24 protein-coding genes are annotated in these 23,004 nt (G+C 69.7%); 8 read left to right on the forward strand and 16 right to left on the reverse strand.

Features of this window, described 5'->3' with window-relative positions; translation table 11 throughout:
• Positions 1-16 precede the first annotated feature (16 nt).
• From AB8P05_RS32030 to AB8P05_RS32050, 5 genes are all read right to left on the reverse strand, one after another.
• Positions 17-1,579: an ABC transporter substrate-binding protein gene (locus tag AB8P05_RS32030; protein ID WP_472762251.1), complete on the reverse strand. Its 1,563-nt coding sequence runs from the start codon at positions 1,577-1,579 to the stop codon at positions 17-19.
• Between the two features lie 196 nt (positions 1,580-1,775).
• Positions 1,776-1,898, reverse strand: coding sequence for a hypothetical protein (locus tag AB8P05_RS32035; protein WP_472762252.1), 123 nt, complete (start codon positions 1,896-1,898; stop codon positions 1,776-1,778).
• A complete protein-coding gene (locus AB8P05_RS32040; RefSeq protein WP_472762253.1) occupies positions 1,856-2,830 on the reverse strand; it encodes a helix-turn-helix transcriptional regulator in 975 nt (324 codons plus the stop codon). The genes AB8P05_RS32035 and AB8P05_RS32040 overlap by 43 nt, the downstream gene beginning before the upstream one ends.
• A gap of 109 nt (positions 2,831-2,939) precedes the next feature.
• On the reverse strand, positions 2,940-3,347 hold the full coding sequence (locus AB8P05_RS32045; RefSeq protein WP_472762254.1) for a glycine-rich domain-containing protein: 408 nt from the start codon (positions 3,345-3,347) through the stop codon (positions 2,940-2,942).
• A 39-nt stretch (positions 3,348-3,386) separates the two neighbouring features.
• Positions 3,387-4,442 (reverse strand): helix-turn-helix transcriptional regulator, encoded by a 1,056-nt coding sequence (locus AB8P05_RS32050; RefSeq protein WP_472762255.1) that lies wholly within the window; start codon positions 4,440-4,442, stop codon positions 3,387-3,389.
• Positions 4,443-4,691: 249 nt separating this feature from the next.
• Between AB8P05_RS32050 and AB8P05_RS32055 the strand changes: the two genes are divergently transcribed.
• Positions 4,692-5,288 carry a hypothetical protein gene (locus AB8P05_RS32055; RefSeq protein WP_472762256.1) on the forward strand — a complete coding sequence of 199 codons (597 nt, stop codon included), beginning with the start codon at positions 4,692-4,694 and terminating at the stop codon, positions 5,286-5,288.
• Complete coding sequence (locus AB8P05_RS32060; RefSeq protein ID WP_472762257.1) at positions 5,281-5,622, forward strand: ribbon-helix-helix domain-containing protein; 342 nt, start codon at positions 5,281-5,283, stop codon at positions 5,620-5,622. Before AB8P05_RS32055 ends, AB8P05_RS32060 begins: the two co-directional genes overlap by 8 nt.
• Positions 5,623-5,669: 47 nt before the next feature.
• Here AB8P05_RS32060 and AB8P05_RS32065 read toward each other — a convergent pair whose 3' ends face one another.
• The 7 genes from AB8P05_RS32065 to AB8P05_RS32095 all read right to left on the reverse strand — a co-directional run bounded on the left by AB8P05_RS32065 (position 5,670) and on the right by AB8P05_RS32095 (position 12,760).
• The gene (locus AB8P05_RS32065) at positions 5,670-6,164 is read right to left on the reverse strand and encodes a ribbon-helix-helix domain-containing protein (protein ID WP_472762258.1); all 495 of its coding nucleotides are present in this window, start codon (positions 6,162-6,164) and stop codon (positions 5,670-5,672) included.
• Between the two features lie 712 nt (positions 6,165-6,876).
• Positions 6,877-7,113, reverse strand: coding sequence for a helix-turn-helix domain-containing protein (locus AB8P05_RS32070; RefSeq protein ID WP_472762259.1), 237 nt, complete (start codon positions 7,111-7,113; stop codon positions 6,877-6,879).
• A gap of 188 nt (positions 7,114-7,301) precedes the next feature.
• The gene (locus tag AB8P05_RS32075; RefSeq protein WP_472762260.1) at positions 7,302-8,408 is read right to left on the reverse strand and encodes a DUF2493 domain-containing protein; all 1,107 of its coding nucleotides are present in this window, start codon (positions 8,406-8,408) and stop codon (positions 7,302-7,304) included.
• Between the two features lie 514 nt (positions 8,409-8,922).
• Positions 8,923-9,768, reverse strand: a complete 846-nt coding sequence (locus AB8P05_RS32080) for a DUF932 domain-containing protein (RefSeq protein ID WP_472762261.1) — start codon at positions 9,766-9,768, stop codon at positions 8,923-8,925.
• 86 nt (positions 9,769-9,854) lie between these two features.
• The gene (locus tag AB8P05_RS32085) at positions 9,855-11,768 is read right to left on the reverse strand and encodes a ParB/RepB/Spo0J family partition protein (protein WP_472762262.1); all 1,914 of its coding nucleotides are present in this window, start codon (positions 11,766-11,768) and stop codon (positions 9,855-9,857) included.
• Positions 11,769-11,852: 84 nt separating this feature from the next.
• On the reverse strand, positions 11,853-12,131 hold the full coding sequence (locus tag AB8P05_RS32090) for a hypothetical protein (protein ID WP_472762263.1): 279 nt from the start codon (positions 12,129-12,131) through the stop codon (positions 11,853-11,855).
• A 206-nt stretch (positions 12,132-12,337) separates the two neighbouring features.
• Positions 12,338-12,760: a hypothetical protein gene (locus AB8P05_RS32095; protein WP_472762264.1), complete on the reverse strand. Its 423-nt coding sequence runs from the start codon at positions 12,758-12,760 to the stop codon at positions 12,338-12,340.
• A 261-nt stretch (positions 12,761-13,021) separates the two neighbouring features.
• Here AB8P05_RS32095 and AB8P05_RS32100 point away from each other — a divergent pair, with 261 nt between their 5' ends.
• On the forward strand, positions 13,022-13,258 hold the full coding sequence (locus AB8P05_RS32100) for a helix-turn-helix domain-containing protein (RefSeq protein ID WP_472762265.1): 237 nt from the start codon (positions 13,022-13,024) through the stop codon (positions 13,256-13,258).
• Positions 13,259-13,273: 15 nt separating this feature from the next.
• On the opposite strand, the gene AB8P05_RS32105 is transcribed toward AB8P05_RS32100, so the two are convergent.
• Positions 13,274-13,471: a hypothetical protein gene (locus tag AB8P05_RS32105; protein WP_472762266.1), complete on the reverse strand. Its 198-nt coding sequence runs from the start codon at positions 13,469-13,471 to the stop codon at positions 13,274-13,276.
• A complete protein-coding gene (locus tag AB8P05_RS32110) occupies positions 13,461-14,123 on the reverse strand; it encodes a hypothetical protein (RefSeq protein ID WP_472762267.1) in 663 nt (220 codons plus the stop codon). Before AB8P05_RS32110 ends, AB8P05_RS32105 begins: the two co-directional genes overlap by 11 nt.
• 34 nt (positions 14,124-14,157) lie before the next feature.
• Between AB8P05_RS32110 and AB8P05_RS32115 the strand changes: the two genes are divergently transcribed.
• Positions 14,158-14,292, forward strand: coding sequence for a hypothetical protein (locus AB8P05_RS32115; protein ID WP_472762268.1), 135 nt, complete (start codon positions 14,158-14,160; stop codon positions 14,290-14,292).
• A 54-nt stretch (positions 14,293-14,346) separates the two neighbouring features.
• Here the strand turns inward: AB8P05_RS32115 and AB8P05_RS32120 are convergent, their stop codons facing one another.
• A complete protein-coding gene (locus AB8P05_RS32120) occupies positions 14,347-14,706 on the reverse strand; it encodes a hypothetical protein (RefSeq protein ID WP_472762016.1) in 360 nt (119 codons plus the stop codon).
• Between the two features lie 209 nt (positions 14,707-14,915).
• On the opposite strand from AB8P05_RS32120, the gene AB8P05_RS32125 reads away from it, so the two are divergent.
• From AB8P05_RS32125 to AB8P05_RS32140, 4 genes are all read left to right on the forward strand, one after another.
• The gene (locus tag AB8P05_RS32125) at positions 14,916-15,098 is read left to right on the forward strand and encodes a hypothetical protein (RefSeq protein ID WP_472762017.1); all 183 of its coding nucleotides are present in this window, start codon (positions 14,916-14,918) and stop codon (positions 15,096-15,098) included.
• A gap of 525 nt (positions 15,099-15,623) precedes the next feature.
• Positions 15,624-16,529, forward strand: a complete 906-nt coding sequence (locus AB8P05_RS32130) for a relaxase/mobilization nuclease domain-containing protein (protein WP_472762018.1) — start codon at positions 15,624-15,626, stop codon at positions 16,527-16,529.
• 73 nt (positions 16,530-16,602) lie between these two features.
• Positions 16,603-16,740, forward strand: a complete 138-nt coding sequence (locus AB8P05_RS32135; RefSeq protein ID WP_472762019.1) for a hypothetical protein — start codon at positions 16,603-16,605, stop codon at positions 16,738-16,740.
• Between the two features lie 73 nt (positions 16,741-16,813).
• Positions 16,814-20,374 carry an O-linked N-acetylglucosamine transferase family protein gene (locus AB8P05_RS32140; protein ID WP_472762020.1) on the forward strand — a complete coding sequence of 1,187 codons (3,561 nt, stop codon included), beginning with the start codon at positions 16,814-16,816 and terminating at the stop codon, positions 20,372-20,374.
• Positions 20,375-20,417: 43 nt separating this feature from the next.
• Here AB8P05_RS32140 and AB8P05_RS32145 read toward each other — a convergent pair whose 3' ends face one another.
• Complete coding sequence (locus tag AB8P05_RS32145; RefSeq protein ID WP_472762021.1) at positions 20,418-22,799, reverse strand: glycosyltransferase; 2,382 nt, start codon at positions 22,797-22,799, stop codon at positions 20,418-20,420.
• Between the last annotated feature and the right edge of the window lie 205 nt (positions 22,800-23,004).

Consider the following 23,004-nt stretch of genomic DNA (forward strand, 5'->3'; position numbering starts at 1 on the left):
CGGGGCAACCGTCCGGTCACGGCAGCCGGGCGTTGCGGAAGTCGGGGGTTCCGTCGGGCCGGATCGCCACCCCACTCACGCCGGGACGGACCAGCACGACGTAGTCGGGCACCGGCAGCGAAACCGCCGCGGCTTCGTTGTCCAGCCGGCGTTCGGCCTCGCGGTAGAGCTCTTGGCGGGCCATCGGCTCGGGCAGGCCGCGCGCCTGTTCGATCAGCCGGTCGACGGCCGGGTCGCGCCAGCGCGACCGGTTGGTCGGGCTGGCGCTGTGCCATTGGCTGGCGAGCTGGTCCAGAGGGTCCGGGTAGTCCGCCGTCCAGCCGTTGAAGAACAGCGCCTCGCCGCCCGCGTTGATCGCCGCGACAAAGCTGGCGCGGTCCTGGATGCGGACGCCGACCGGAATGCCGAGCACCGCGCCGAGCTGGGCGGCGAAGAAGGTCGCTTCCTCACGCACGTTGGGGGTGCCGGCGATCTGCAGCGGCGGCAGACCGTGCCCGCCGGCGAACCCCGCCTCGGCCAGCAGAGCCTTCGCCCGCGCCGGGTCGGCGGGAGCGGCACCCGTGCGGGCGGGGCGGTAGCCGCCGAGGCCAGGCGTGGCGAACCCGTCGGTCAGCACGGCGTGCCCGGCATGCAGGCCCTCCACCGTTGCGGCGCGGTCGAGGGCGAGACGCAGCGCCTCACGCACACGCCGGTCGCGGAAGGGCGGATAAAGCTGCTGGTTCACGGCAAGATAACGGACCTGGGCGCGCGGGAAGGCCTGGACCTGCCCGGCATAGCGCGGCTGGCGGACCGCGGTGCGCACGACGTTCTCCGGCAGCGGCGCCACGTCCAGCGTCCCGCCGTCGTAGCGGGCCAGCAGCGTGTTCGGATCGGGCAGGATCGACAGCTGGACCCCGTCGACGGTGGGCGCGCCACCCCAGTGGTCGCCGTGCGCCTCAAGCTGGACCCGCTCGCCGCGCTGCCAGGATACCAGGCGGAACGGCCCGGTGCCGCCCGAGCCATGCTCCGGCCATGCGGCCCCGTACTCTCCTTCCATGCCGCGGTCGACGAACAGGAACGGGTAGAGCGGGAACAGGGCGTCGGCGTCGGTGAGCCGGACGACCAGCGTGTATGGATCGGCGATGGTGACGCCGGTCAGCGAGCGGGCCTCGCCGCGGCTCAGCGCCGCCGCCCCGTCGATGCCGCGCAGGTGGAAGGTGCTGTATCCAGGCTGCGGCTTGCGGGTCAGGTGCCGCTCCCAGGTCCACAGCACGTCGGCGGCGGTGAACTCGCGGCCGGAATGGAAACGCACCCCATGCCGCAGGGTGATCCGCCAGCTGCGGCCGCCGTCCGGCGTCTCCCAGCCGGTCGCCAGCGCCGGACGGATGCGGCCTTCGGCATCGGTGGCGGTGAAGCCTTCATAGACCTGCCGCAGCACGCCGGCGGACGCCATGCCGGGAAAGACGAAGGGGTCGATGGTCGCGAGATCGTCGGACAGGCTGGTCCGCAGGGTCGCCGCGGGTGCCGGAACGGCGACCGGCACGGCAAAGCCGATGGCAAGGGCGAGGAGGAGTGGACGCGACGGCGCGGTCAGGGACATGACGGGAGGTTCACGGGGGCAAGGTCATGGGAACGGTGCGGCGGGCTGGACAGACCGGCGGAGTCCGCTCCACCCCGGCCCTTGCCGGCGCAAAGCCGGTTGGGGACCGGTCACGTTCGTATGAAGACATAGACGCGTGATTTTATCCATATGCTCGCGCCTGCGCTGTTACACCGGCAGGCATGCCCGCACCCGGTCAGGCGCGCGAGCCGAAATGCCAGCAGAGCGTGGTGACCTGACGGACGATGGCCGCCTGGTTGCGCAGTCCCGTCTTGCTCAGGATCGAGGACACCTGATTGTAGACGGTGCGGCGTTCCACGCCCCGGTCCTCCGCGATCTCCTCGACGCTTCGGCCGGTGCACAGCGCCAGGGCGACCTCCGCCTCCGACCCGGTGATCTGCAGCAGGTCGGAGACGGTACGGGGGAGACCGCGGGGAGCGCGTCCGGATCGACGATGGTCAGCAGGAGAAGGCCGGTCGTCGGGCTGTCCCAGCCGATGCGCTGGGCGGGTGGTTCGGTGAGCGTGGCGAAATAGGGCGAAGGCTGGTCCAGGCGCGACACCCGTAGCGTGATCGGCGTGCGCGCCCGCCTGCGGAAGAACCCGGCGGCGCGCTTGCTCAGCACGTCCTGTTCGTCCGGGGTGGACGGAATGCAGAGCCGCCCGCCGACCACGGCAATACCGTCCCCGCGCGAGACGATGGAGACGAAGGACTGGTTGCCATCGATCACCTGGCACCGCGGAGTGAGAAGGGCCGCCGGATAGGGCAGCGCATCAAGGAGCCGGACGACGAAGGTGGATTGGAGCGGTGGTGCGACGGTGTCGGCCAATCCGAACGGCAGCATCGCGTCGAGGCCGTTGCGGAGGTGATCCGTGAAACTGGTAGTGACATCACGACGCATCTGGTACCACCAGCCGTCGGAGTCTTTCAGGCGTTCGTATGTTACCTGAATAATGCGTCCATCAGAATGGTGGGATAGAGATTGAGAGAAGTTATTAAATCCCCTGAAGCTTTCAGCGCAATTAATCCAATCATCCGGATTGTTGTATACGGTTTCTCTGTTTATTTTTCTATTCAGCACACAACCCCAAACAAAATCGCTATACGTATGAGGGGTAGTTTTATCCAGAAACCTATACAACAATGAATGTACTTCATTCATTGTCACAGATGTGTTGTTTTTGTCATAAACAACCAATCCGGCACCAACAGATTTCGCGGCCACCTCTAGATTATCAATGAAATAATGCATATTACGCCGCTCCTCAAAGACACCGCCTCACTAATATTTGCATAAATTTGCAAAAGATTGCGCACAACAATTCGCTAGTTTCAACAATGAACATTGTGCGCGATCTATTTCATACGGGCTTAACAGAAATCAGGCACATCGCAAAGTCGCCCATAGCAAGATCTCTGTAGAATTTTTTTCGAAATTCATCCTGTGTATTGCGAATGCCATGATGCCAATCTTCGCAACCGTATACCTCAGGATAGTGATATACCTTACCCCCCACTATTTTTATCATGTCCTTTTCGTATCTTTCCATGAACAGGATGTGCTCGTGCCAAGCGGGGTCCGCGACCTTCGTAGGCACCAGGATCTTGTTCGGCTCCGCAGCCAGCACAGCGATGAAACGGCGATACTCCTCGACGGACCGCTCGGCCTCCTCGGGCGTGCGGCCGGCTCGTTCCAGGCGTTTGTTGATGAAGGAGAGGTCGAGAGTGGCAACCTGCTCGTCCATCACGCTTGCGCCGATGTCACTCATGCTGATGTCCTTGATTTCTCTGGCAGTTGATGTTCGATCCTATATCCGCGGTCCGAAGACGTAGGACAAGGTCGTCACTTGCCGCGTGACGGCGGCAAGATCTCGGGATCCCGTCTTGTCGAGGATGGACGCCATCTGACCGTCGATAGCCGCCTCGCTCATCTCGTGCTCGGCCGCGATCTGCCGTGGCGTTCGGCCGGCGGCCAACTCCTGCGCCACCCGTGCCTCCGTCTCGGTGATCTGGAGGAGGTCGGCGATGATGCGGGATTCGATCTGCAGCAAGGCATCCGGTTCGGTGACGGTCAGCAGCAGGATATCGGAGGCCGATGTGTCCCATCCGAGCTGTTCCGTCGGTGGTTCGGACAAGGTCAGAAGGTAGAATGGCCGCCGGTCCGGCTTGCCGGTGCGCAAGGTCACGGGAGTGCGCTTCCGACGGCGGTGGAATCCGGCGACCGACTTTGCGAATGCCTGCCGCGATTCGGGCGATGTCCGGAGGTCAAGCCTGCCGCCGTTCAGCACCAGCCCGTCGCCTCGCGCCAAATGCTTCGCAAAGGCGATGTTGCCGTCGACGACTTGTGCTCGCGTCGTCAGCAGCACTGCCGGATGAGAAATCCTGTCCAACAGCCGAACCATGAAGATCGTCTGTGCCGGCGGGGTAACGGCCTGATCGGCGTTGACGTGGGCGAGCGGATCGAGTCCGTCGCGGATGCAGCGCAGGACTTCGGCGGTGACGTCCCGGCGCATCTGGTACCAGAAGCCGTTGGTGCCCTCCAACCGCTCGTAGGTCACCTGAACGATCCGCCCGTCGGTGTGCCGGGTGAGGGTTTGGGAAAAGCGGTTGAGGTGGCGAAAGCGCGCATGGGCGGCAATCCAGCGATCCGGCGCCTTGTAGATCGAGCTTTCATCCAGCTTCCGGTGCTTCACGCACTCCATGGCGATGTTCGAGTAGTCGGTGGGCTTCGAGAAATCGATGAACGGATACAGGCTCCGATGGCGTCTGTTCACCGATATGATGCCATCCTGGCCGTTGTAGACCGCCAGGGCAGATCCGGAGCGTGCTGCACGACCGATGAGTTCTTGCAACAGGCCCACCATGCACCCCCTGCATACCGGAGTGTATCATAACCTTTGCGTCATACATTCTCAAGAGGAAGCGGCGCTATTGGTTCGAATATGAACGGATTTTATCGGATATCTTGCATACTAAAGTATGTGGCAGGGGATCTCTTTGCTGAATTCATGTGTAATCCATCACTTGATAGGCGCGTTTCTATTGCGATCCGACAGATTGCTGATATCGTCTGGTATCGGTTGTAAATCTGTGTCGGTATCGTGGAGAGTTGGATGACAGCCAAGCGGGTAGCACCTTTTTCGTCGCCATGGCTTAACCAATTACTCGCAGAAGCTTTCAAGCGGCCGGCGCTCGACGGGGCCGAAGACGCCCTTCTCCTGACCCGCATGTTTCCGTGTGACCGGCAATCGACCATCGACGCCGGTGCGGTGATCACTGCTCCCTGGGCCAGCGTCTGGCTCCGGCGGGCGGCAGCCGCCGCGCTGAAACAACCGCGCCATCAGGTGGCGCAGGACGTAGGGACTTTTGCCGACTACATGGTGGAGGTGGTGCTGCTGATGGACCGGCATGGCAAGTTCCAGCACCATAACGACATGCTGCGCGTCGACGCCATGCGGGATCGGGCGGACAAGCGGCGCGCGCTGTCGCCTTTGGTTGCGGCGGAGCGCTTGCTGGCGGCGGCCGACAGTCCGGACGCCGGGCGGTCGGATGCCATGGCGGAGGCGCTGGGAGCGACGGGTGGGGATGGAGGCATGGTGCCGGCCCTGCTCGACCTGGCAGCCCTGCCGGTGAATAAGCGCAGGGCGCGCTTGCAGGGCATGGGCATGGCCCTTCTGACCACGGCGGCACAGGGCCGGTTGAATGGCTGAAACGCGGATTTGCCGGAACGTGAAGGTGAGCGGGCGTCGGACCAGCCTCAGCCTGGAACCCTATTTCTGGCAGTCGCTGGAGGAGGTCTGCCGGCGCGAGGGGCTGAAGGTCAACGCGCTGTGCACGCTGATCGACAAGCGCCGGGGGGACGCCACCTTGACGGCGGTGCTTCGGGTTTTTCTGCTGCGCTATTTCCGCGCGGCAGCGGACTTCTCGCACGATGAAGCGGCCGACAACACTGCGCGCCTGATTTTGGAAATCGAACGGTCTTTGGAGCGACCGTCCGGCTTGATGGCTGCTTGGCGGTCCAACGATTCGGTGGGTGTCCCGTAGTCCGGTCAACCAGCACAGGGATCACCGGACTCCAGATGGTCCTTGCCCTAGCGTATGCCGTTCTCCGGTGTGGCGGTGGCTTCGGCCTCGCGGAAATAGCGCAGGGCGAAGGCGCGGATCGCCGAAGTCAGGGTGATCTCCCCGGACGGTGGCGTCTCCGCCTGGTCGGCATCGATCTTGTTCTTGATGACCGTGCACAGTGAATGGACGGACATCCCCTCGCGCGCGCAGATTTCGTTGAGAGCGTCCCACATCCCCTGTTCAAGGCGCATGCTCGTCCGATGCCCGTCGACCACGACGTTGCGTGGCTTGAGCGGGCCGGTTTCCGCAAGGCATCGCGAGACCAACGGGGAGGGAACGCTCTTGGCTCTGGAGTATCGAGGCATTGGTGAAGGTCCCGAAGTCGCAGCGGCAGACGCCAGACTCATGGGCACGGGCACTTGTTGGAAGGGCCCTGCGCCACGCCAGCGCCACCTCAATGAGTTGTGTAAATTTTGCGCATTGATCCAATACCAATGTATTGTGTCCGGTGCAAACGTCATTATAGGTGTGAAGGTTGGAAGTTTATGTGCGTTTTGGGAGAGCTATCGTCCTCCGGCTGGGCACCGATGCAGCACCACCGGCCCGGATCATCCCCCTCCCAAAGCGTTGGCCTGCCATAGGCGTGGTGGACCGTCAGTTGAGCCGCATCCACTGAGAGCCTGATTCCGGGTTCAGGATACTCCACCATCCTTCAACAACGGAGGCGACCCCATGGCACTCCGGTGCAAAGACGACCCGACGGGGAGCCCCCGCCGCCCGGAAAAACCGGCTTTGTCCCCGTTCGCCCGTCCCGACGGGACCTGCCTTGGTCGCCGACCAGAGGAGCAGCCTGACGAGCCGGTGCCCGAGGCACCAGCCGATCCCGAGGCGCCGCCGGTCGATCCGACCGCGCCGACAAATCCGGCCTGATGCCGTCGGGACATCTCCGCTCACGCTTTACCGAAGGGGTCGCCCGGTGCCGCATCATCGGCTTGGGCTTTTCGGTATGGATCGGAGCTGGCCTGCCGGCTTTTTCTACCGGACCGACCGGCTCACCGCTGATGGGGAGGGTGCTGTGGCAAAGCAGAATGCGGCCTTGCCTCCATAGGCGCCATGCGTTCCACGCTGGCGGGCACTGCCGGGGGTGGCGGCCCGGCCGTCGCCGATGGCTCCTGCACGTTGCCCATTGGCGGCCGGCCTTGACGGAATCGGTGGCGGGAGGGGCTTGCGGTCTCAGCGCGAATGCCGGACGGCATCGGTAGAGCGAAGGCCCAGCGTCGGCATGGCGACCGGCACGCCATCGAAAACGAAGCTGTCCGGCATGTCGAATGCCTCGGCCATCTGCCACAGCCGCCACGCGGCGCTGCCGTTCACCCCGGATGCGTATTTCCGGATCTGCTGGTAGGTGACGCCGAGCCGCTGCCCCAGCTCGGTCTGCGACAGGCCGAGTTGCGTCCGATGCAGGCACACACGACCGCCGATATAGGCGCCGACGGCGTCAAGTCCGGCCCCCTCCTGGAAGAAGATAGCCGCGTCCGCGGCTGCCCCGGCGGCGCCCCGCGCCGCCGGGAAAATTTTCTACCCCAATGCGATTCTCAAACATGTCCCATGCCGGTGGCGCGCCCCCGCCGGACGGGGCGGAGGCGCGCCGGTGCATGTCACTGCTGGGTGGGAGCCGGCCGATAGGCGACGTCGCCGGGCTCCAGCAGGCGGCGCTCGGCGAGGCACCAGACGCGCAGTCCCTGGCGCAGGCCGGCGGCGGCGAGGTGGCGCGAGCCGGCGTCCTCGCGGTCGGCAACCAGCACCATGCGCCCCTCGCCGGTCAGGGCGGCGCGCACCATGGCGTCGTTGCGCTCGAAGCCGGCCGCCTTGCCGCCCGCCTGCCAGCGCGGGGCGTGAATGACGCAGGGCACGCCGTGCTCCAGCGCCCACTGTGCCGCCAGCGTCTGCACGCCGCGCCGGTTGCCAGTGCGCAGCACCAGCGTGTCCGGGTGCTGCGCCAGCGCGCGGTCGAGGGCGGCGGTCAGGGCCGCTTCGTCGGCGGTCGCGCCGCCCATCACCAGCAGCTGGTACCCCTCCACCACCCGGCGCTCGTCGGCGGCACGGCGGGCGGCGCGGGCCTCCTGCCAGTCGCAGGCGACGACGCGGGCGGCGGTGACCTGGGGAACCGCCTGGTTGAAAGAGGAGCGGTGGGCGTAGACGTCGCCGGTGACGCGGGCATAGGCGGTGGCGGCGCCGATGGCGGCGGCGCGGGCGAGGTCGCGCATCGCCTCGGCCTGGGCCAGCTGATGCTGCAGGCGCTCCAGGCGCAGGCTGCCGATCTCGGAGGCGGGCTGCAGCCCTTCCTCGTCGAGCTGCTGGCGCAAGGACAGGGCGAGGCGGTCGATGCGCTGGTCGGCCAGTTCCAGCTGGCGGTAGAGGGCGTGGCAGAGCGCGCCGAGGATGCCGGCGGCTGGCAGCAGGGCGCGGTCGGGGTCGAGCTGGCCGTCGAGGTCCTGGCCGAACAGGGCGCCATGGTCGAGGAAGGGCTGGGCGATGGCCTGCACGGCCTCCTCGGCCTGAAGCCGCACCTCGTCTTCGCTCCAGTCCCCGTCGGGGGCGGGCAGGACCGGGCGCATGGCTTGGGCAACGGCGGGAAGGCGGCTGCGCTGCTCTTCCTCGCGCGCCCGGGCGCGGGCGGCGCGGTAGGCCTGCACCGGGTCGGGGCTGACGGGGGCCGTATGCGAATGCGCAATGGCCGGACGGGTGGCGTCGGTGCTATGCATGGATGTCGTCCCTTTTTGGCTTCAACGGTTGGAAGGGATGGCCGGGCGTGGGGAGTTGCTGCTCCCTGCGCCCACCTTTTTTGGGGAGACCGAGAAGACCCCGATCGCTGGTCTCTCCGCCGTCCTCACAAGACCTATTATGCCAGACGCGCCAAACAAAACAATGGCGCAGAGGATCTATTGCCCTATCTCTATTTGCATCTTCCAATTAATTCACTATATTCGACCAATGAAGCGCGCTATTTTTCAATTAATGATGCGGCAAAGAATCTGATTTCATTTCTTCTTCTCTTCGCCTGATATCCCTTTGTTCGACTTGGAAAAGACCATCCCTCCGTCCCGACCTGGGTCCCGCAGGGCGGCGCGCGCAGGGGCGGTCAAGGAGGCCCGACGGGCACCGCGAAAGCGGCGCGCGCCAGCGCGTCCTTGACGGCCCCGAGCACGGCGCCAGACTGGTCCTCACGGGCGGAGGATGACAGGCGGGGGCTGCCGCGGGCCGGCGGCGTGGCGCGTCTCAGGCCGTCCTGCCCTCCAGCTCCGCCCACGGCTTGCTGTCGATCAGCCGCGCCACCCGCTCCTGGCGGGCGTGCACCGTCGCCATGCGGTTGCCGCCGCGCGTGGGATCGTGGGTCGCCCAGTGGGTGAGCGTGTTGAACAGCGCCCACAGCGTGTCGTCCTCGCGGCCGCCCACCCAGGCGGTGGTCAGCTGGCCGACCAGGGCGTCGCTGGCCCCAGGCAGGGCGCGCAGCACCCGCACCGCCCGATCGGTGTCCACAGGCACCGCCGCCCAGCGGATCCAGCGCGCCGTCTCGGCGACATAGAGCGCACAGGCCGCCACCATGCCGCGGGCGAGCGCTTCCATGTCGAGCCCGGCGGAATGGCGCGCCTTGGCGGCGGCGACATCGCGGCCGATCACCGTGGTGTTGGCGCAGACGAAGCGGTAGCCGCCACCGCGCCAGGACACCGCCAGGCTGCCGTCGTAGCTGTTGAAACCGACGATGCGCAGCGCGGTGACGTCGCCCGGCCGGACCTCGACGCTGTGGGCGGGCAGGACATACTGGCGGAACAGCCGGCGGCCGTCGTGGGTGAGGTCGGTCGAGACCAGCATGCCGGTGGTGTCGAGCCCGCCGGCGCGCAGGGCGGCGTCGAAGGCGGCGGTGGCGGCCTCGTGCGGCACCAGCTTGTAGCCGTCCTGCCAGCAATGCAGCACCGCCCCGGTGTCGGGGCGCACCAGGGCGCGCCAGCCCTCGATTGTCCGCCCGGCGGCACTCATCGGCACCAGCTCGACCGGGAAGAAGGCCGGGGCGGTGTGGTTGGCGGGAACGAAGCCGTAGCGCTCCATCTGGTCGATATGGCCCATGGCTGAAACCCTCCTTGTCATAGGGGAGACCGGGATGCCCGGATGGTCCAGGCACCCCTTGGCCTCGCGTCCTGACTGGCTTTGTGTCACTCCGCGGCGATGGCGAGCGGAGCGGCGGCGGGGTCCTCACCGGCAGCATCGGCGGGAAGGGCGGTTCCGGGCGGCAGCCAGGACGCCGCCGCCGCGCGGGCCCCCTCCAAGGTGCCACTCTGGGCCGACACCAAGCCGCCGGTGAGGGCGGGCCAGCCGGCGGGATCGCCGCGATGCTCCAGGCAGCGCCCGACCCGCTCGGCCATCTCCGCCTTGCGCAGCCGGCCGACGGGCTGGGCGAAGCCCGGTGCGATGGCCCGGGCGGCCTCCTCGATCAGCGCCTTGGGCAGGCTCTCCAGGGCGGCCGGGCCGGGGCGCCAGTCGGCCGCCACCGAGGCGCCGAGGTCGCGCGCCACCTCCAGGCCGATGCCGGCCTCGCCGTGGCCGAGATGGCAGTGCACCGCCACCAGGACGGCGAACAGGGCGGACAGGTCGGCCGCCGGGTCGCCGAGGGCCGCCCACAGCGCCGGCGGATCGGCGGCGTAACCGCCCGCCGTAAGCCCGAGCCGGCCGGCCCAGGCCGCCCACGCCTCCTCCACCCGCCGCCAAGCCTCGCTTGCGTGGTGCTCGCGCGCGCCAGCGGGAAAGCGGTGTGCTGCCCCGAACAGGCCGCAGGGTCCTGCCCCAGGCGCCAGCAGGGCGAAGCAGGCCAGCCGCAGCGCCATGACGGGGGACTCCAGCACCGCCGCCTGGAGGCTCGCCGTGCGCACCGCGCCCAGCTCCTCGCGCACCGCCGCCGACAGCTTCGGCTCCTCCGGCGTGTCCTCCACCGCCGCGGCACCGCCGGCCGGCGGGTCCTCCCAGGGCGGCAGGTCGTCCTCGTCCGCCGGGGGCGGTTCGGGCTCGCGGCGGCGCAAGCCCTCCACCCACTGCACCGCTCCGTCCGGCGCCAGCACCGCCACCACGCCGCAGGCGCTGCGGTCGTACTCCGGCTCGATGGCGTCCAGCCGCTCCGCCAGGAGGGCGCGCTCCGCCTCGGTGAGGCCCGGGCGCTCCAGCTCCCTCTCCAGGCCGGCGAGGAGCGCCTGCTGTTCCGGCGTCAGGCTCGGCACGGCATGGCTGAAGGCGCCGCGCCAGCTCCAGGCCTGGGGGCCGTCCTGCACCTCGACGAAGGCCCAATTGTCCCGCCGCCGCTCGGCCTCGGCGTCCACGGCCGCCCGCTGGCAGGCGAGGAACAGCGCCGGGTCGTCGACCAAGCCGCCGTCGGCGCCGTCGAACAGGTCGCGGGTCAGCGTGCCGCCGGCCGCGGCGTAGGCCTCCAGCACGCCGGGCAGCGCATGGCCGGCCGGCAGCAGCAGCCGGCGCAGCGCCTCGCGCACATAGCGGGCGGTGTCGGCCGGCGGGCAGTCCAGCACGCGCCCCAGCAGCTCCTCCTGGCGGGCGTGCGAGGCCGACAGGGTCAGCGCCTCGGCGACGGCCAAAGGCACGCGGTCCTCGCGCAGGGCCTCCAAGACGGCGGGGCTGAGGTGGGCCAGCGCCAGCCGCTGGCGGACGTAGCGCACCGGCCGGCCGAAACGCGCGGCGAGTGCGGCCGGGTTGGCGCCGTCCGCGACCAGCCGGGCGAAGGCCAGCGCCTCGTCGGCAGCGCAGGGGGCGACGCGTTGCAGGTTCTCCGCCAGGCTGAGTTCGCGCGCCTCGGCCTCGCCGGCGCGGCGGCGCACCGCGGCGAGCCGGGCGGTGTCGGGCCATTTGCCCTCGGCGACCAGCGCGCGGGCGGCCAGCGTGCGCCGGGCGCCGGCGACGACCGCGAAGCCGGTGCCGTCCGCGGCAGGGGTGACGACGATCGGCTGGAGCTGGCCATGGACCAGCAGCGAGGCCTTCAGCTCCTCCAGGCCGGCGCTGCGGTGGGAGGTGCGCATGTTGGTGTCGGCCAGCCGCAGCCGGCCGAGGGGAATGGCGATGGTCTTCATGGGACGGGACCCTCAAAGATGGGCGTGCGGCAGGACGGACCCGCCGGCACGCAGGGGATGGGGACAGGCTCAGGCGCGAGGGGGCTAAGCGGGTGCCAGTGCCGAGTCGGTTGGCGGTTCGGCAATCAGGCCGATGGCGCTTGGCCAGACCACCCGCAGCCAGGCAGTGGCAGCGGTGGCGGGGACAGCGGTGCCGGCCACACGGGCCAGCCGGACGGAGGATAGATGCTCCGGCACGCCCGCAGAGACGACGGCGAGCGGGATCGGCAGCAGGATAGGAAAGCGGGATGCGGTGCCGGTCTCGGCAGTGTGGGGAATGAGGGCGGGCGGCGGCTGGCCGCCTTCGGCTGGGTATCTGTACATGGTCGGGAACCTCCGGTGTGCCTTGCATCCGTGCAGGCCGTCCCAATCCACCTTGGTCCTGACTGCCTTCCCCTCCCCTGGCGCGATCAGCCCAAAGCCGGCTGGCAGCGTCCCGGCGGTCGAGGCTCCAGCGCTGGCGGGTGCCCAAGCCGGCGCTGCCGGACTTGGCCGCTCCTTAGAGCAGGACTCTTCCCCGCCGTGCCCCGTCAGGCACCGCCCTCCGCCAGCGCGGTCAAGTCGGCGAGCGTGCCGGTCAGCACCGTCCAGACCAGACCGCCGGCGTCCGGACCGCTCGAAGCCGCGTCCCCGGCAATCGCCAGCCGGGCGACAACGCCCGCGAGCGACGCGGCGGAGCCCCGGACGGCGGCGCGGCGCAGCCGCTCCATGCGGTGTGCGGCGGCGGCCTCCTCGGCGCGGGCACGGGTCAGTCCGCACGCCCGCGCTTCTCCCGCCCAGCGAGCAAGAGCGGCGGCAAGCGCCTCACGGCGCCGCGGGTCGGCTTCCGGCACCCGGCCAAGCAGATCGTCGACCCCCTCACGGCGCCCGGCCCCACCCGGTCCTCCAGGGTCCGCTCCAGCCGCCGCGCCTGACCGCCGGCCTTGCGCAGAGCCGACCGTGCGCTTCTCCACTCCCGCCACAGCCGGACGAGCGGATCGTCGGCCTCGGGCGGCCGGGACAGCGACCGCAGCAGGCGCGCCGCCGCGGCCACGGCGGCGCGGCGGGACGGCCGGCGCTCCGGCGCCATCGCGTGATCCGGACGGAACGGCGCCCTCCCGACCGTGCCGTGACATCGGCTCTCTGCCATCCGCTCTCCTCATGTCCAGACCGTCGCCAGGATTGTGACTGATAGTCTGTAGACCGATCGGCTGCAAGCGGGCCATGCTCACGGCATGGACATCCGCAAACAGATCGGCCGCACCGTTCAAAGCCTGCGCAGCGACCATGGCTGGTCGCAGGAGGAATTGGCTTTCCGATCGGGGCTGCACCGCACCTACATCAGCGGCATCGAGCGCGGCACCCGCAACCCCACCGCCACCGTCCTGAAGGAACTGGCGGACGCGCTGCAGGTCTCTCCGGGTGTGCTGCTGGACGGACCACCCGACCGTCCGTCCCTGCCCGGCGCCTGACCGGGCCGGCATCGGTCAGCCGTTGGGGGGCAAGCGGACGGTCCGGCGCGACGGCCTGCCGCCCGTCGCCTCCGGGAGCGATGGGGTGAAGCCTTGGCGGTCCGCCAGCTCCAACACCCTCAGCCAGACGGCGCGCCGCACCGCATGGTCGGCCTCATCGGCAAGCGACGTGAGGATCTCTCCGGCGCGCCGGGCGAAGGTGTCACGGTCCATGCGGTCCGCCCTGCTCCGCCGCCGCCCTTCCGGACGGCGGCCGGACCGCGCCGGCCACCGCCACCAGATCGGCAAGGGCGGCGCGGATGACGGTCCAGGGCTGACCGTCGGCCTCCGGTTCATGAGCGCTCCATTCGGTGGCAATCGCCAGCCGGGCGATGATGCCGGCCAGCGAGCGGGCGGGCATGGCGACGGCGGCTTTCAGCAGCGCCAGGACGCGCCGGTCGGCGGCGTCCTCGGCAGCCCGGGCGGCAGCCAAGCCGCAGGCGTCGGCCGCCGCGGTCCAGGCGGCCTGGGCGGCGGCGAGGTCGCGCTTGAGCCGGGCGCGCAGCGCCTGCGTGGCGGCATCGCTCCCGAGCAGCCGGTCGATGTCCGACGGCGCCGCCGCGTAGACCGGCGGGGCATCCCCGTCTTGCGGCACCGGCACCCGCGGGAAGCCGGTCTGTTCAATCAGGCCGCGCTCCAGCCGCTGCGCGCGGCGCGACAGCCGCAGCAGGGTAGAGTGGGCCTCGCGCCAGTCGCGCCACAGCACGACCAGCGGATCGGCCGCTTCCTCTTGGGCCAGCGCCGCGGTCAGCAGCTGGGCCGCCGCGGCAAGGGTAGCGCGGCGGGACGGCGCACCGGCCCCTGGATCTCGGACCCTGGGCGGCATGGTCACCTCCTTGGCAAATCGGCAGGGATTCGGGTTGCAGCGGAGCCGTGGCGGCGGGCAGTTCCGGTACGAACGTCCGGTGATCGCCGTCACGCCACATACCTCCACCGCCATCGCGCTCCGGCTGCGCAAGCGCGCCAGCATGCACGCCAACGCCGCAGGTGTGTGACTTTTAGTCTGCAAACCAGGCAGCCGCAAGCCGACGGCTGCACCTTCCCGGCCGTCACCGCCGGCCGGCAAGGCGGCGGGCGTCGTCAAGGGCGCCCCAGACGAGGCGGTGGACAATGCCGGCCCCAGAGTCGGGCGGGCGGAACAGGCTGGCGTCGGTGTGGTCGAGGGCGGCCCACAGCACATGCAGCCGCACCAGCAGGCCCGCGGCACTGCGCGCGGGCAAGCCGGCGACGCGCTTCTCCAGGTCGGTCAACGCCTCGGTCAGGCGGTCCAGCGGCTCGTCCGCGATGGGCTGGGTGCGGCACAGGGTGCGGTAGGCGTCGAGCAGGAGGCGGTGCTCCGTGCCCAGGCGCTGCAGCATGTGGTCGTCATCGACGTCAGGAATGAGCGGGATCGGAGCGGTGTCGGGCATGGCCAGAGCTCCTCCAGGGGGCGGGGATGGACGTTGACGATCCGGCCTCTACCGGCCCGGATGCCCGCTTGGCCAATGTGTCCTGACTGCCGGCCCCGTCGCACGCACGCCGCCGCTCCCGAAGCTCCCGCTCGGAGGGGATGGCCGCGCACTCTGGACGCCGGCGCACTCCGGACACAGCCGACCGACGGCCCGCTGTTCTTCGGTTCATGCGCCGCCTGACCTCGGCGCGCTCGATCCACGAGAGCATCGTGCTGAAGCAGGTCGAGCGGACCGAGGAAAGGCGAACCGAAGCTCTTGACCACCGGGCGCTCAACACCGGGGACCATGCGCAGACGATCGAGGAACTCGCAGCGCTGGACGCACCCGCGGCGAAACCGGACGCGGCCTGAGCGGCATCGCTTGTCGGCGCCGGACGCCGTCCCCAGGAGGCGTAGAACACCCGCGCCCGGCACGGGGTGTGGTCAGGGCCCGCGCCCCTCGTCCAGCCACACCTCGCGCTCTTGCGGCGCGGGCTGGTCGCAGTCGGGAAAGGCGATGCCGGGAGTCGAAAAAATCGTCCCAGACGCTGTCGGCCGGCACGATGACCCGGCGCGGTCCCTCACGCAGGATGACGACTTCACGGGACATGCGCGGGGAACGACACGTCTTTCGGAAGCCGGACGGCCTGACTGCGGTTGGACAGGGACAAGGTCGCGCGGACCGTCATGGATCGTCTCCTGCGCATATCCCGCCACAGGGAGCGTCGATGAGCGGAGCCCCGGATCCTGGCTCCAAAGCCGCAGGACGCACAGGAGGTGCATTCGGAGAATGCTATGGGATCATTGGAGGGTCCGGCTGGACAAGGCCGCGGCGGCACGGCAGGTGATGCACCGTCCGGCCGCGCCGGCCGCAGCCACTCTTCGCGAGCACTCACCATGAGCGACGACGATGCTTGGCGGCTTCCGCCAACCCGGCACGGCCGCGACATCCGGCTCGGGCGGGAGCGCGCCGCGCCGCCGCTGCCCTCCGGCGCCAAGGCCCGGCCTGACGGTGCCGCGGCCAAGCCGCCGCAAGCCGTGGTGAAGCTGACCGGCCGCGCCCGGGGCGTTGCCGGCCATCTGCTCGCCCAGTTCGACTACATCACCCGCAACGGCACCCTGCTCCTCGAAACCCACGACGGCGAGTGCATCACCGAACGCGCACGGCTGCTCGCCCTCCACGACGACTGGCTGCTGGCCAACGCCGCGGACGGCCGGGGCCGGGATGCGGCGAACGCGGCGCAGAGCGTCGCCCTCACGCTGTCCATGCCGCCCGGCACCCCGCCCGACCGGGTGGAGGCCGCGGCGCGCCGGTGGGCGCAGGACAGCTTCGCCGGCACCCACGACTGGGTCCTGGTCCGCCACGACGACACAGAGCACCCTCACGTCCACATCGCGGTCCGCGCCGTCGGTGCCGACGGCCGGCGGCTGGCGCCCGGTCCAGCCGACCTCCAGCACTGGCGCGAGCGGTTCGCGCTTGAACTGCGGCGCCTCGGCGTGGAAGCCGAGGCCACACCCCGCGTCGCCCACATCCGGTTGCGGCACGCCGATCCCCCGACCGCCCACGAGGCGCGCCAGCACGGCGCAGAACCACACGCAGCCGATACCCGCGCCAACGCACCGCCACCACCGCTGGCCGAAGAGAGCTGTGATCGCAGAAGGCGGCGGGGGCTCGTCACCGTCCCGCGAAATTTGCAAGACGGTGAGCGTGACCCAATGTCCCGCTTTCCCATCCCGTCCGGTGACGGACACGAACTGGATGGCCTAGAGCCCACCCGATCCCATCCACGGGGCCGAGGTTGACCCCGAGTCTAGCGTCGCAAGCCTGATCCGCCGCTTCGACTTCGCGCATCTGCGCTCCATCGTCTTCGACCAGATGCTGCCGAAGATCGCCAATTACTGGCGCCGCGACGAGGTGGAGGCGCTGATGAAGCAGGCCGGGCTGGAGGACGTGCGGCTTGCCTGGGTCAACGAGATCTCCTGGGCGGCCATCGGCCGCAAGCCGCAGGGGTGACGCGCCGGAGGAGCGAAGAAGGCAGCCCTTTATTGCCGCCAACCGGGCTCTTGGGGTAAGAAGCCGCGGTTCCATGCGGCGGTTCCATCCGTGCGGCAGGCAGTCGGGCGAAGCGTTGGGGGTTGCCATTTCCGAGTTCTCACCGGCCTTCGTCGAGGCCTTCAACGGCGGTGCCGTCCTGTTCCAGGCCGGCCGCTTCGACGAGGCGGCCGAGACCTTCCGCCGGCTGGCCGACGAGCGTCCCGACATCGCCAACCTGCACGGCAACCTCGGCCTGTCGCTGCGCGCCGCCGGCCGGCCGCAGGAGGCGATGGAGCCGCTGCGCCAGGCGCTGCGGCTGCGCCCCGCCTATCCGGACGCGCTGAACGCGCTGGGCGGCATCCTGCTCGACCAGCGCAACCTCGACCATGCGCTGGTCGCCTACCGCGAACTGGCGCGGCTGAAGCCGGACTATCCGGGCGCGCTGCTGACGCTCGGCAACCTGTTCATGTTCACCGGCGACGGGGAAAAGGCGCGCGCCGTCTACCGGCTGGCGCTGAGCGTCGAGCCGGACGTGGCGGTCAACTACAACAACCTGGGTGCGGTCAGCCTCAGCCTCGGCCATCCGCCCGACGCGGCGCTGAACTACCGGCGCGCGCTCGCCATCGATGTCGGCAAGCCGGAATACCGCAAGAATCTCGGCACCTGCCTGCTGATGGCCGGCGACTACCCCAACGGCACCGTCGCCTACGAGGGGCGGCTGGAACAGCCGGTCTGGCGCAAGCGCAACATGCCGGGCGTCCTGTGGCAGGGCCAGCCGCTGGTGGGCAAGACGCTGCTGGTCCATTTCGAGCAGGGGCTGGGCGATTCCTTTCAGTACATCCGCTATGCCGGCGTGCTGAAGCGCATGGGCGCGCGGGTGCTCTACGAATGCCAGCCGGCGCTGAAGCGCGTGCTGTCGACCGCCCCCGACCTGGACGGGCTGTTCGCCTTCGGCGAGCCGCTGCCGGCCTACGACTACCACATCTCGCTGATGAGCCTGATGCACCGGCTGGGCACCACGCCGGACAACGTCCCCGGCGGCGTGCCCTATATCCGGGCCGAACCGGAGCTGGCGGCCCGCTGGGCGGAGCGGCTGGACCGGCTGGAGGGCGGCGAACGCCCGGCCCTGCGCATCGGCATCAACTGGCACGGCAACGAGACCGGCAAGTCGATCCCGCTGGAATGCTTCGAGGCGATGGGCCGGCTGCCCGGCGTCCGGCTCTACAGCCTGCAGAAGGTGTCGGGCCTGGACCATCTGGAGCGGCTGCGCGACCGGGTGGCAGTGACGGAGCTGGGGGCGGATTTCGACGCCGGGCCGGACGCCTTCCTCGACACCGCCGCGGTGATGGCCAACCTGGACCTGATCGTCACCTGCGACACCTCGGTCTGCCATCTCGCCGGCGCCATGGGGCGGCCGACCTGGGTGGTGCTGAAATGGTTCGCCGACTGGCGCTGGATGCGCGACCGGCTCGACAGCCCCTGGTATCCGACCATGCGCCTGTTCCGTCAGGCGAGGTCCAACGACTGGGCCGAGGTGATGGCCAGGGTGACGGCGGCGGCGGAGGACGTGGTGGCGGCGGAGGTTGCCGCGAAAGCCGACGCACTGACCGCCGGGGGCCGCGCGATGACGCTGAACGAGGCGGTGCGGCTGGCGCTGGAGCATTTCCGTGCCGGCCGGATGGCGGAGGCCGAGGGGCTGTGCCGGGCCATCCTGCAGGCGGCCCCCGGCATGGGGGAGGTCGCCCAGCTGCTGGGCGTGGCGGTGATGATGCAGAACCGCCCGCAGGAGGCGGAGGAGATCCTGCGCCAGGCGATCGCCATGCGGCCGGATCTGGCCGACAGCCACGGCAATCTCGGCACCGTGCTGCAGTCGCTGGGCCGCATGGGCGAGGCGTTGGCGGCGCACGACCGCTGCGTCCAGCTGTCGCCCACCACGCCGGAAGCCTATGTCAACCGCGGCTCCGCCCGGCTGACGCTGGGCGACCGCAACGGCGCGGCGATCGACTTCGCCCGCGCGCTGCGGCTGCGGCCCGTCGATGCGCTCGCCGCCGCCAATCTCGGCGTCGCCCTGCGCGAAGGCCATCGGGTGGCGGAGGCGGAACGCGCGCTGCGCCGGGCGCTGGTCGCCGATCCCGGCCATGCCGAGGCGATGCTGGGCTATGCCCACACCCTGCGCGAACTGGGCCGGCTGGCCGGGGCGAAGACCGCCTACACCCGCGCGGTGGCGCTGTCCCCGGCCAAGACCGAGGCGCTGTGCTACCACCTGTACCTGATGCAGACGCTGTGCGACTGGGACGATTACGAGCGGCTCTGCACCCGGGTGACGGAGATCATCGACCGGGACGGCGGCATCGTCATCCCGCTGGCCACCCTGTCGATCGACACCACCCCGGCCCAGCAGGACCGCTCCGCCCGCCTGTTCTTCGACCGGGTGGTCAAGCGCGCCGCCGCAGCCCCCTTGCAGGCGCGCGCTCCGTCGCCCGACGGGCGGCTGCGCATCGCCTATGTCTCCGCCGACTTCCACGAGCACGCCACCGCCTTCCTGGCGGCCGAGCTGTTCGAGCTGCACGACCGCGAACGCTTCGAGGTGCTGGCCTATTCCTACGGCCCCGACGACGGCAGCGCCATGCGCCGGCGGCTGGTGAAGGCCTTCGACCGCTTCCGCGACATCCGCAGCGTGCCGCTGGACGCCGTCGCCCGCTGCATGGCCGACGACGGGGTCGACATCATGGTCGACCTGAAGGGCTACACGAAGCAGACCCGGCTCGACCTGCTGTCGCGCCGGCTGGCGCCGGTCGAGGTCAGTTACCTGGGCTATCCCGGCACCATCGGCTGTCCGCACATGGATTATGTGATCGGCGACCGCTTCGTCACCCCGCCCGAGCACCAGCCCTTCTATGCCGAGCGGCTGGTGCTGCTGCCCGACGCCTACCAGATCAACGACCGCCACCGCCCGCTGCCGGAGCAGGTGCCGTCGCGCAGCGACTGCGGCCTGCCGGAGGACGGCGTCGTCTTCGCCGCCTTCAACACCGCCTACAAGATCAGCCCGGCCATGTTCGCCCTGTGGATGCGCATCCTGAAGCGCGTGCCGGGATCGGTGCTGTGGCTGTTCGAGGCCAACCCGCTGGCGGCCGGCAACCTGAAGGCCGCGGCCCAGGTCCAGGGCATCGACCCGGCGCGGCTGATCTTCGCCCCGCCCCGCCCGCTGGCCGACCACATCGCCCGCTACCGCGTCGCCGACCTCGCGCTCGACACCCTGCCCTACACCGGCCACACCACCACCAGCGATGCGCTGTGGGCCGGCTGTCCGGTGGTGACCTGCCTGGGCGGAACCTTCGCCTCGCGGGTGGCGGCCAGCCTGCTGAACGCGGCGGGGCTGCCCGACACCATCACCCGCTCGCTGGCCGAATACGAGGATCTGGCGGTGGCGCTCGCCGGCGATCCCGCCCGCCGGGCCGGCTTCCGCAAGCGGCTGGAGGACGGCCGGATGACGGTGCCGCTGTTCGACAGCCGCCGCTTCACCCGCAACCTGGAGCGCGCCTATCAGGTCATGTGGTCGCTGCACAAGGCCGGCCGCCCGCCCCAGGGCTTCATCGTCCCGGCCGGGCAGTAGGAGGAGGGGCCCCGCCGCCCCTCGGCTCCCCCGCCCTCGCCCCTCAGGTCCGCTTCCGGGCAGCCTTATGGGCGGCGTTCAGGCGGGTGACGTAGAGATCCTGCACCGCCTTGCGGTTCAGCGTGCGGCGGACATGCTCCTGTCCCGCCGCGGCGCGGCGGCGGGCTTCGGCCTCGTCGAAGCGGACGCGGCGCATCGCCTCCGCCGCCGCCGCGACGTCCGGCTCGAACCAGGCGGCGCCGGGGGTGACGTCGATATACTCGTCGGGCTCGATGAAGCGCTCCCGGCCGTCGACCAGGAAGCCGGTCCGGTCGGTCATGTAGTCGAGGTTCGCCGAATAGCGCGAGGCGATGACCGGCTTCCCCATCATCATCGCTTCCGCCATCGTATAGCCGAACCCCTCCGCCCGGTGCAGCGAGACGTAGCAGTCGCAGTTGCGCATCTCCGCCAGGGACTGGGCGTAGGGCAGATCCTGGTCGCGGATGACGATGCGCGGGTCGAGCCGGGCCAGCCGGTCGAGCTGGAGCCGGTGGGCGGTGTCGGCGATGCTGCGCGAACTGGCGCGGTAGCGGATGCGCAGCAGCAGCCGGACGTCGCCGCAGGACGGGTCGCCGGCCGGGAAGGCCAGCTGAAAGGCCCGCGCCGCCGCCAGAGGGTTCTTGCGCGTGTACCAGCTGCGGGCGTCGAAGCAGAAATAGAAGGTGAAGGGCCGTTCGCCACGCCAGCCGGCGCCAGCCGCCACCCCGTTCGCCACCGCCCCATCCCCCGTCGCCCCATCCCCCGCCGCCGGGGCGGCGGCCCGCTCGTCGACGCAGTTCGGCACGACATGGATGGGGCCGCGGAAATGGTGGGCCAGCCCCTGGGCGCAGAAGTCCGACAGGGTCCAGATCTCATCCATCAGGTCCAGCGTCAGCAGGCTGGAGCGCGGCGGCAGGCTGGTCTCCCACAGGAAGAAGCCGATGTTGTAGGCACCGGCGAAGCGCTCCATCCCATGGTTCACCATGTCGCCGGGGGCGCCGATGATGCCGAAATGGATCAGGTTCACGGGATGGAGGGATTCCGCGGCGTGATGCTGCGGCAGGACCAGCGGCGGCATCGTCAGCGGCACGCCGGCCGCCGCCAGGATCTCTCGCGAGAACAGGGCGTTGCGGCTGATGCCGGTGCTGCCGTCGAAATAGCCGAACAGGTTGACCCCGCCCTTCGGGGCGCTTCCTCCACCCTGGGCGGCCTCCCCGGCATCATGCGCGACGGCCGCGGCCTCCTGCCGGAGGCGCAGGCTGTCCAGCGTCAGGCTTTCCGCACCCGGCACGTCCAGGAAGGAGAAGAAATAGCCGAGCCCGCTCCATTCCCGCCCGGCATGCCGGATCCGGCGGTCGAACAATGCGCGCACCGCCGGCGGCAGGAACAGGTCGTCCAGGTTCCAGCGGACCAGCCACAGGCTGATGCTGAGCAGGATGACGAACAGGGCCTTGTCGTCCTGCAGCGCCAGCTTGCCGCCCAGCGCCTCGTCCATCGCATGCATTTCGGCGTAGAAGCGGGAAAGCAGTCCGTGCCCGACCGTCCCGCCGCCCTCCACCGTCAGTCCGGCCGGCCCGTTCAGGTAATCGGCATGCTCGGCGGCGAGTGCCGCCTTGGGCAGGCGTGCCTTGCCGAACATCCAGTGGACCAGCTTGCACAGCTCCGCCGCACCGGTCGGCCGGCCGGCGGTGTCCAGCACCTGCTCCTTGTATTCGGCGAGCAGGCGCGAGCGGAACAGGCCGCCGGCATCCTCCTCCCCCGACGCCAGGAAGGCGGCGACGTCGGCCGGCAGCGGGCACCAGGCATGGTCGGCCAGATTGAAGCGGTCGCCGTGCCGCACCAGGAAGCGCAGCAGGTCGGCGGCGCTGCGCAGATGAAAGTCCCGCGCCGCATCCAGCCGGTACAGCTGGTGCGCCAGGAAGGCGCCGATGGTCAGCTCCGCCTCCTCGTAGCCGGGGGCGGGACGGGTCAGGCGCGGATCCTCCAGCCGGTTGCGGGCGCGCTTGGTCAGGTTGAGTGTCTCTGCGAGCGCCGTCCGGCACAGCGTCTTGCGTTCCGGCGTCATGCCCGACAGGGCGGTGTCGATCACCGCCCGGTGCAGGTTGGTGACGATGGGGGCGTTGGGGATGGAGGTCGCGGTGCCGTGGATGCGGACGTCGACGACGCAGTCCTCCATCCCCAGCATGTCCTGCGGCAGCGGGATGTTGAAGACGCCGAACCCCTTGTGCCCCGGCAGCGAGGCGAGCGCCTCGTGATACTCGTTGCAGGGATGGGTGCCCATGAACCAGCCGTTGACGTAAAGATCGACCAGGCACTCCATCTCCGGCCGGGTCTTGTTGACCAGCCAGCCATAGATCTTGCCTGTGGTGATGAACTCAAGCCTGCCCTGGTAATCGATCTCGCTCATGGCTCGGTCATCCGGATGAGAATGGTGGGGCGGCGTTCAGAAGCCGGCGGCACGCCCAAGCAGCCTGAGGCGCGGATCGCCGTCCTCCCACCCCGACGGAGCGGAGCGGGCTCGCCGCAGGACGGCATCGGGCAAGGGCTGATACAGTGCCACGACGAGCGCCGCAACCGGAAGCGCACTGCTGTCGGCCGAGACCGGGGCAGCG

The sequence above is a fragment of the Azospirillum sp. VT-I1 genome (assembly GCF_055698305.1).

Coding starts and splice junctions, on each gene's coding strand:
- AB8P05_RS32030 (WP_472762251.1), bottom strand. CDS start 1,579: ATGTCCCTGACCGCGCCGTCGCGTCCACTCCTCCTCGCCCTTGCCATC.
- AB8P05_RS32040 (WP_472762253.1), bottom strand. CDS start 2,830: ATGCATTATTTCATTGATAATCTAGAGGTGGCCGCGAAATCTGTTGGT.
- AB8P05_RS32045 (WP_472762254.1), bottom strand. CDS start 3,347: ATGAGTGACATCGGCGCAAGCGTGATGGACGAGCAGGTTGCCACTCTC.
- AB8P05_RS32050 (WP_472762255.1), bottom strand. CDS start 4,442: ATGGTGGGCCTGTTGCAAGAACTCATCGGTCGTGCAGCACGCTCCGGA.
- AB8P05_RS32055 (WP_472762256.1), top strand. CDS start 4,692: ATGACAGCCAAGCGGGTAGCACCTTTTTCGTCGCCATGGCTTAACCAA.
- AB8P05_RS32060 (WP_472762257.1), top strand. CDS start 5,281: ATGGCTGAAACGCGGATTTGCCGGAACGTGAAGGTGAGCGGGCGTCGG.
- AB8P05_RS32065 (WP_472762258.1), bottom strand. CDS start 6,164: ATGACGTTTGCACCGGACACAATACATTGGTATTGGATCAATGCGCAA.
- AB8P05_RS32075 (WP_472762260.1), bottom strand. CDS start 8,408: ATGCATAGCACCGACGCCACCCGTCCGGCCATTGCGCATTCGCATACG.
- AB8P05_RS32080 (WP_472762261.1), bottom strand. CDS start 9,768: ATGGGCCATATCGACCAGATGGAGCGCTACGGCTTCGTTCCCGCCAAC.
- AB8P05_RS32085 (WP_472762262.1), bottom strand. CDS start 11,768: ATGAAGACCATCGCCATTCCCCTCGGCCGGCTGCGGCTGGCCGACACC.
- AB8P05_RS32090 (WP_472762263.1), bottom strand. CDS start 12,131: ATGTACAGATACCCAGCCGAAGGCGGCCAGCCGCCGCCCGCCCTCATT.
- AB8P05_RS32100 (WP_472762265.1), top strand. CDS start 13,022: ATGGACATCCGCAAACAGATCGGCCGCACCGTTCAAAGCCTGCGCAGC.
- AB8P05_RS32105 (WP_472762266.1), bottom strand. CDS start 13,471: ATGGACCGTGACACCTTCGCCCGGCGCGCCGGAGAGATCCTCACGTCG.
- AB8P05_RS32110 (WP_472762267.1), bottom strand. CDS start 14,123: ATGCCGCCCAGGGTCCGAGATCCAGGGGCCGGTGCGCCGTCCCGCCGC.
- AB8P05_RS32120 (WP_472762016.1), bottom strand. CDS start 14,706: ATGCCCGACACCGCTCCGATCCCGCTCATTCCTGACGTCGATGACGAC.
- AB8P05_RS32125 (WP_472762017.1), top strand. CDS start 14,916: ATGCGCCGCCTGACCTCGGCGCGCTCGATCCACGAGAGCATCGTGCTG.
- AB8P05_RS32130 (WP_472762018.1), top strand. CDS start 15,624: ATGAGCGACGACGATGCTTGGCGGCTTCCGCCAACCCGGCACGGCCGC.
- AB8P05_RS32135 (WP_472762019.1), top strand. CDS start 16,603: ATGCTGCCGAAGATCGCCAATTACTGGCGCCGCGACGAGGTGGAGGCG.
- AB8P05_RS32140 (WP_472762020.1), top strand. CDS start 16,814: ATGCGGCGGTTCCATCCGTGCGGCAGGCAGTCGGGCGAAGCGTTGGGG.
- AB8P05_RS32145 (WP_472762021.1), bottom strand. CDS start 22,799: ATGAGCGAGATCGATTACCAGGGCAGGCTTGAGTTCATCACCACAGGC.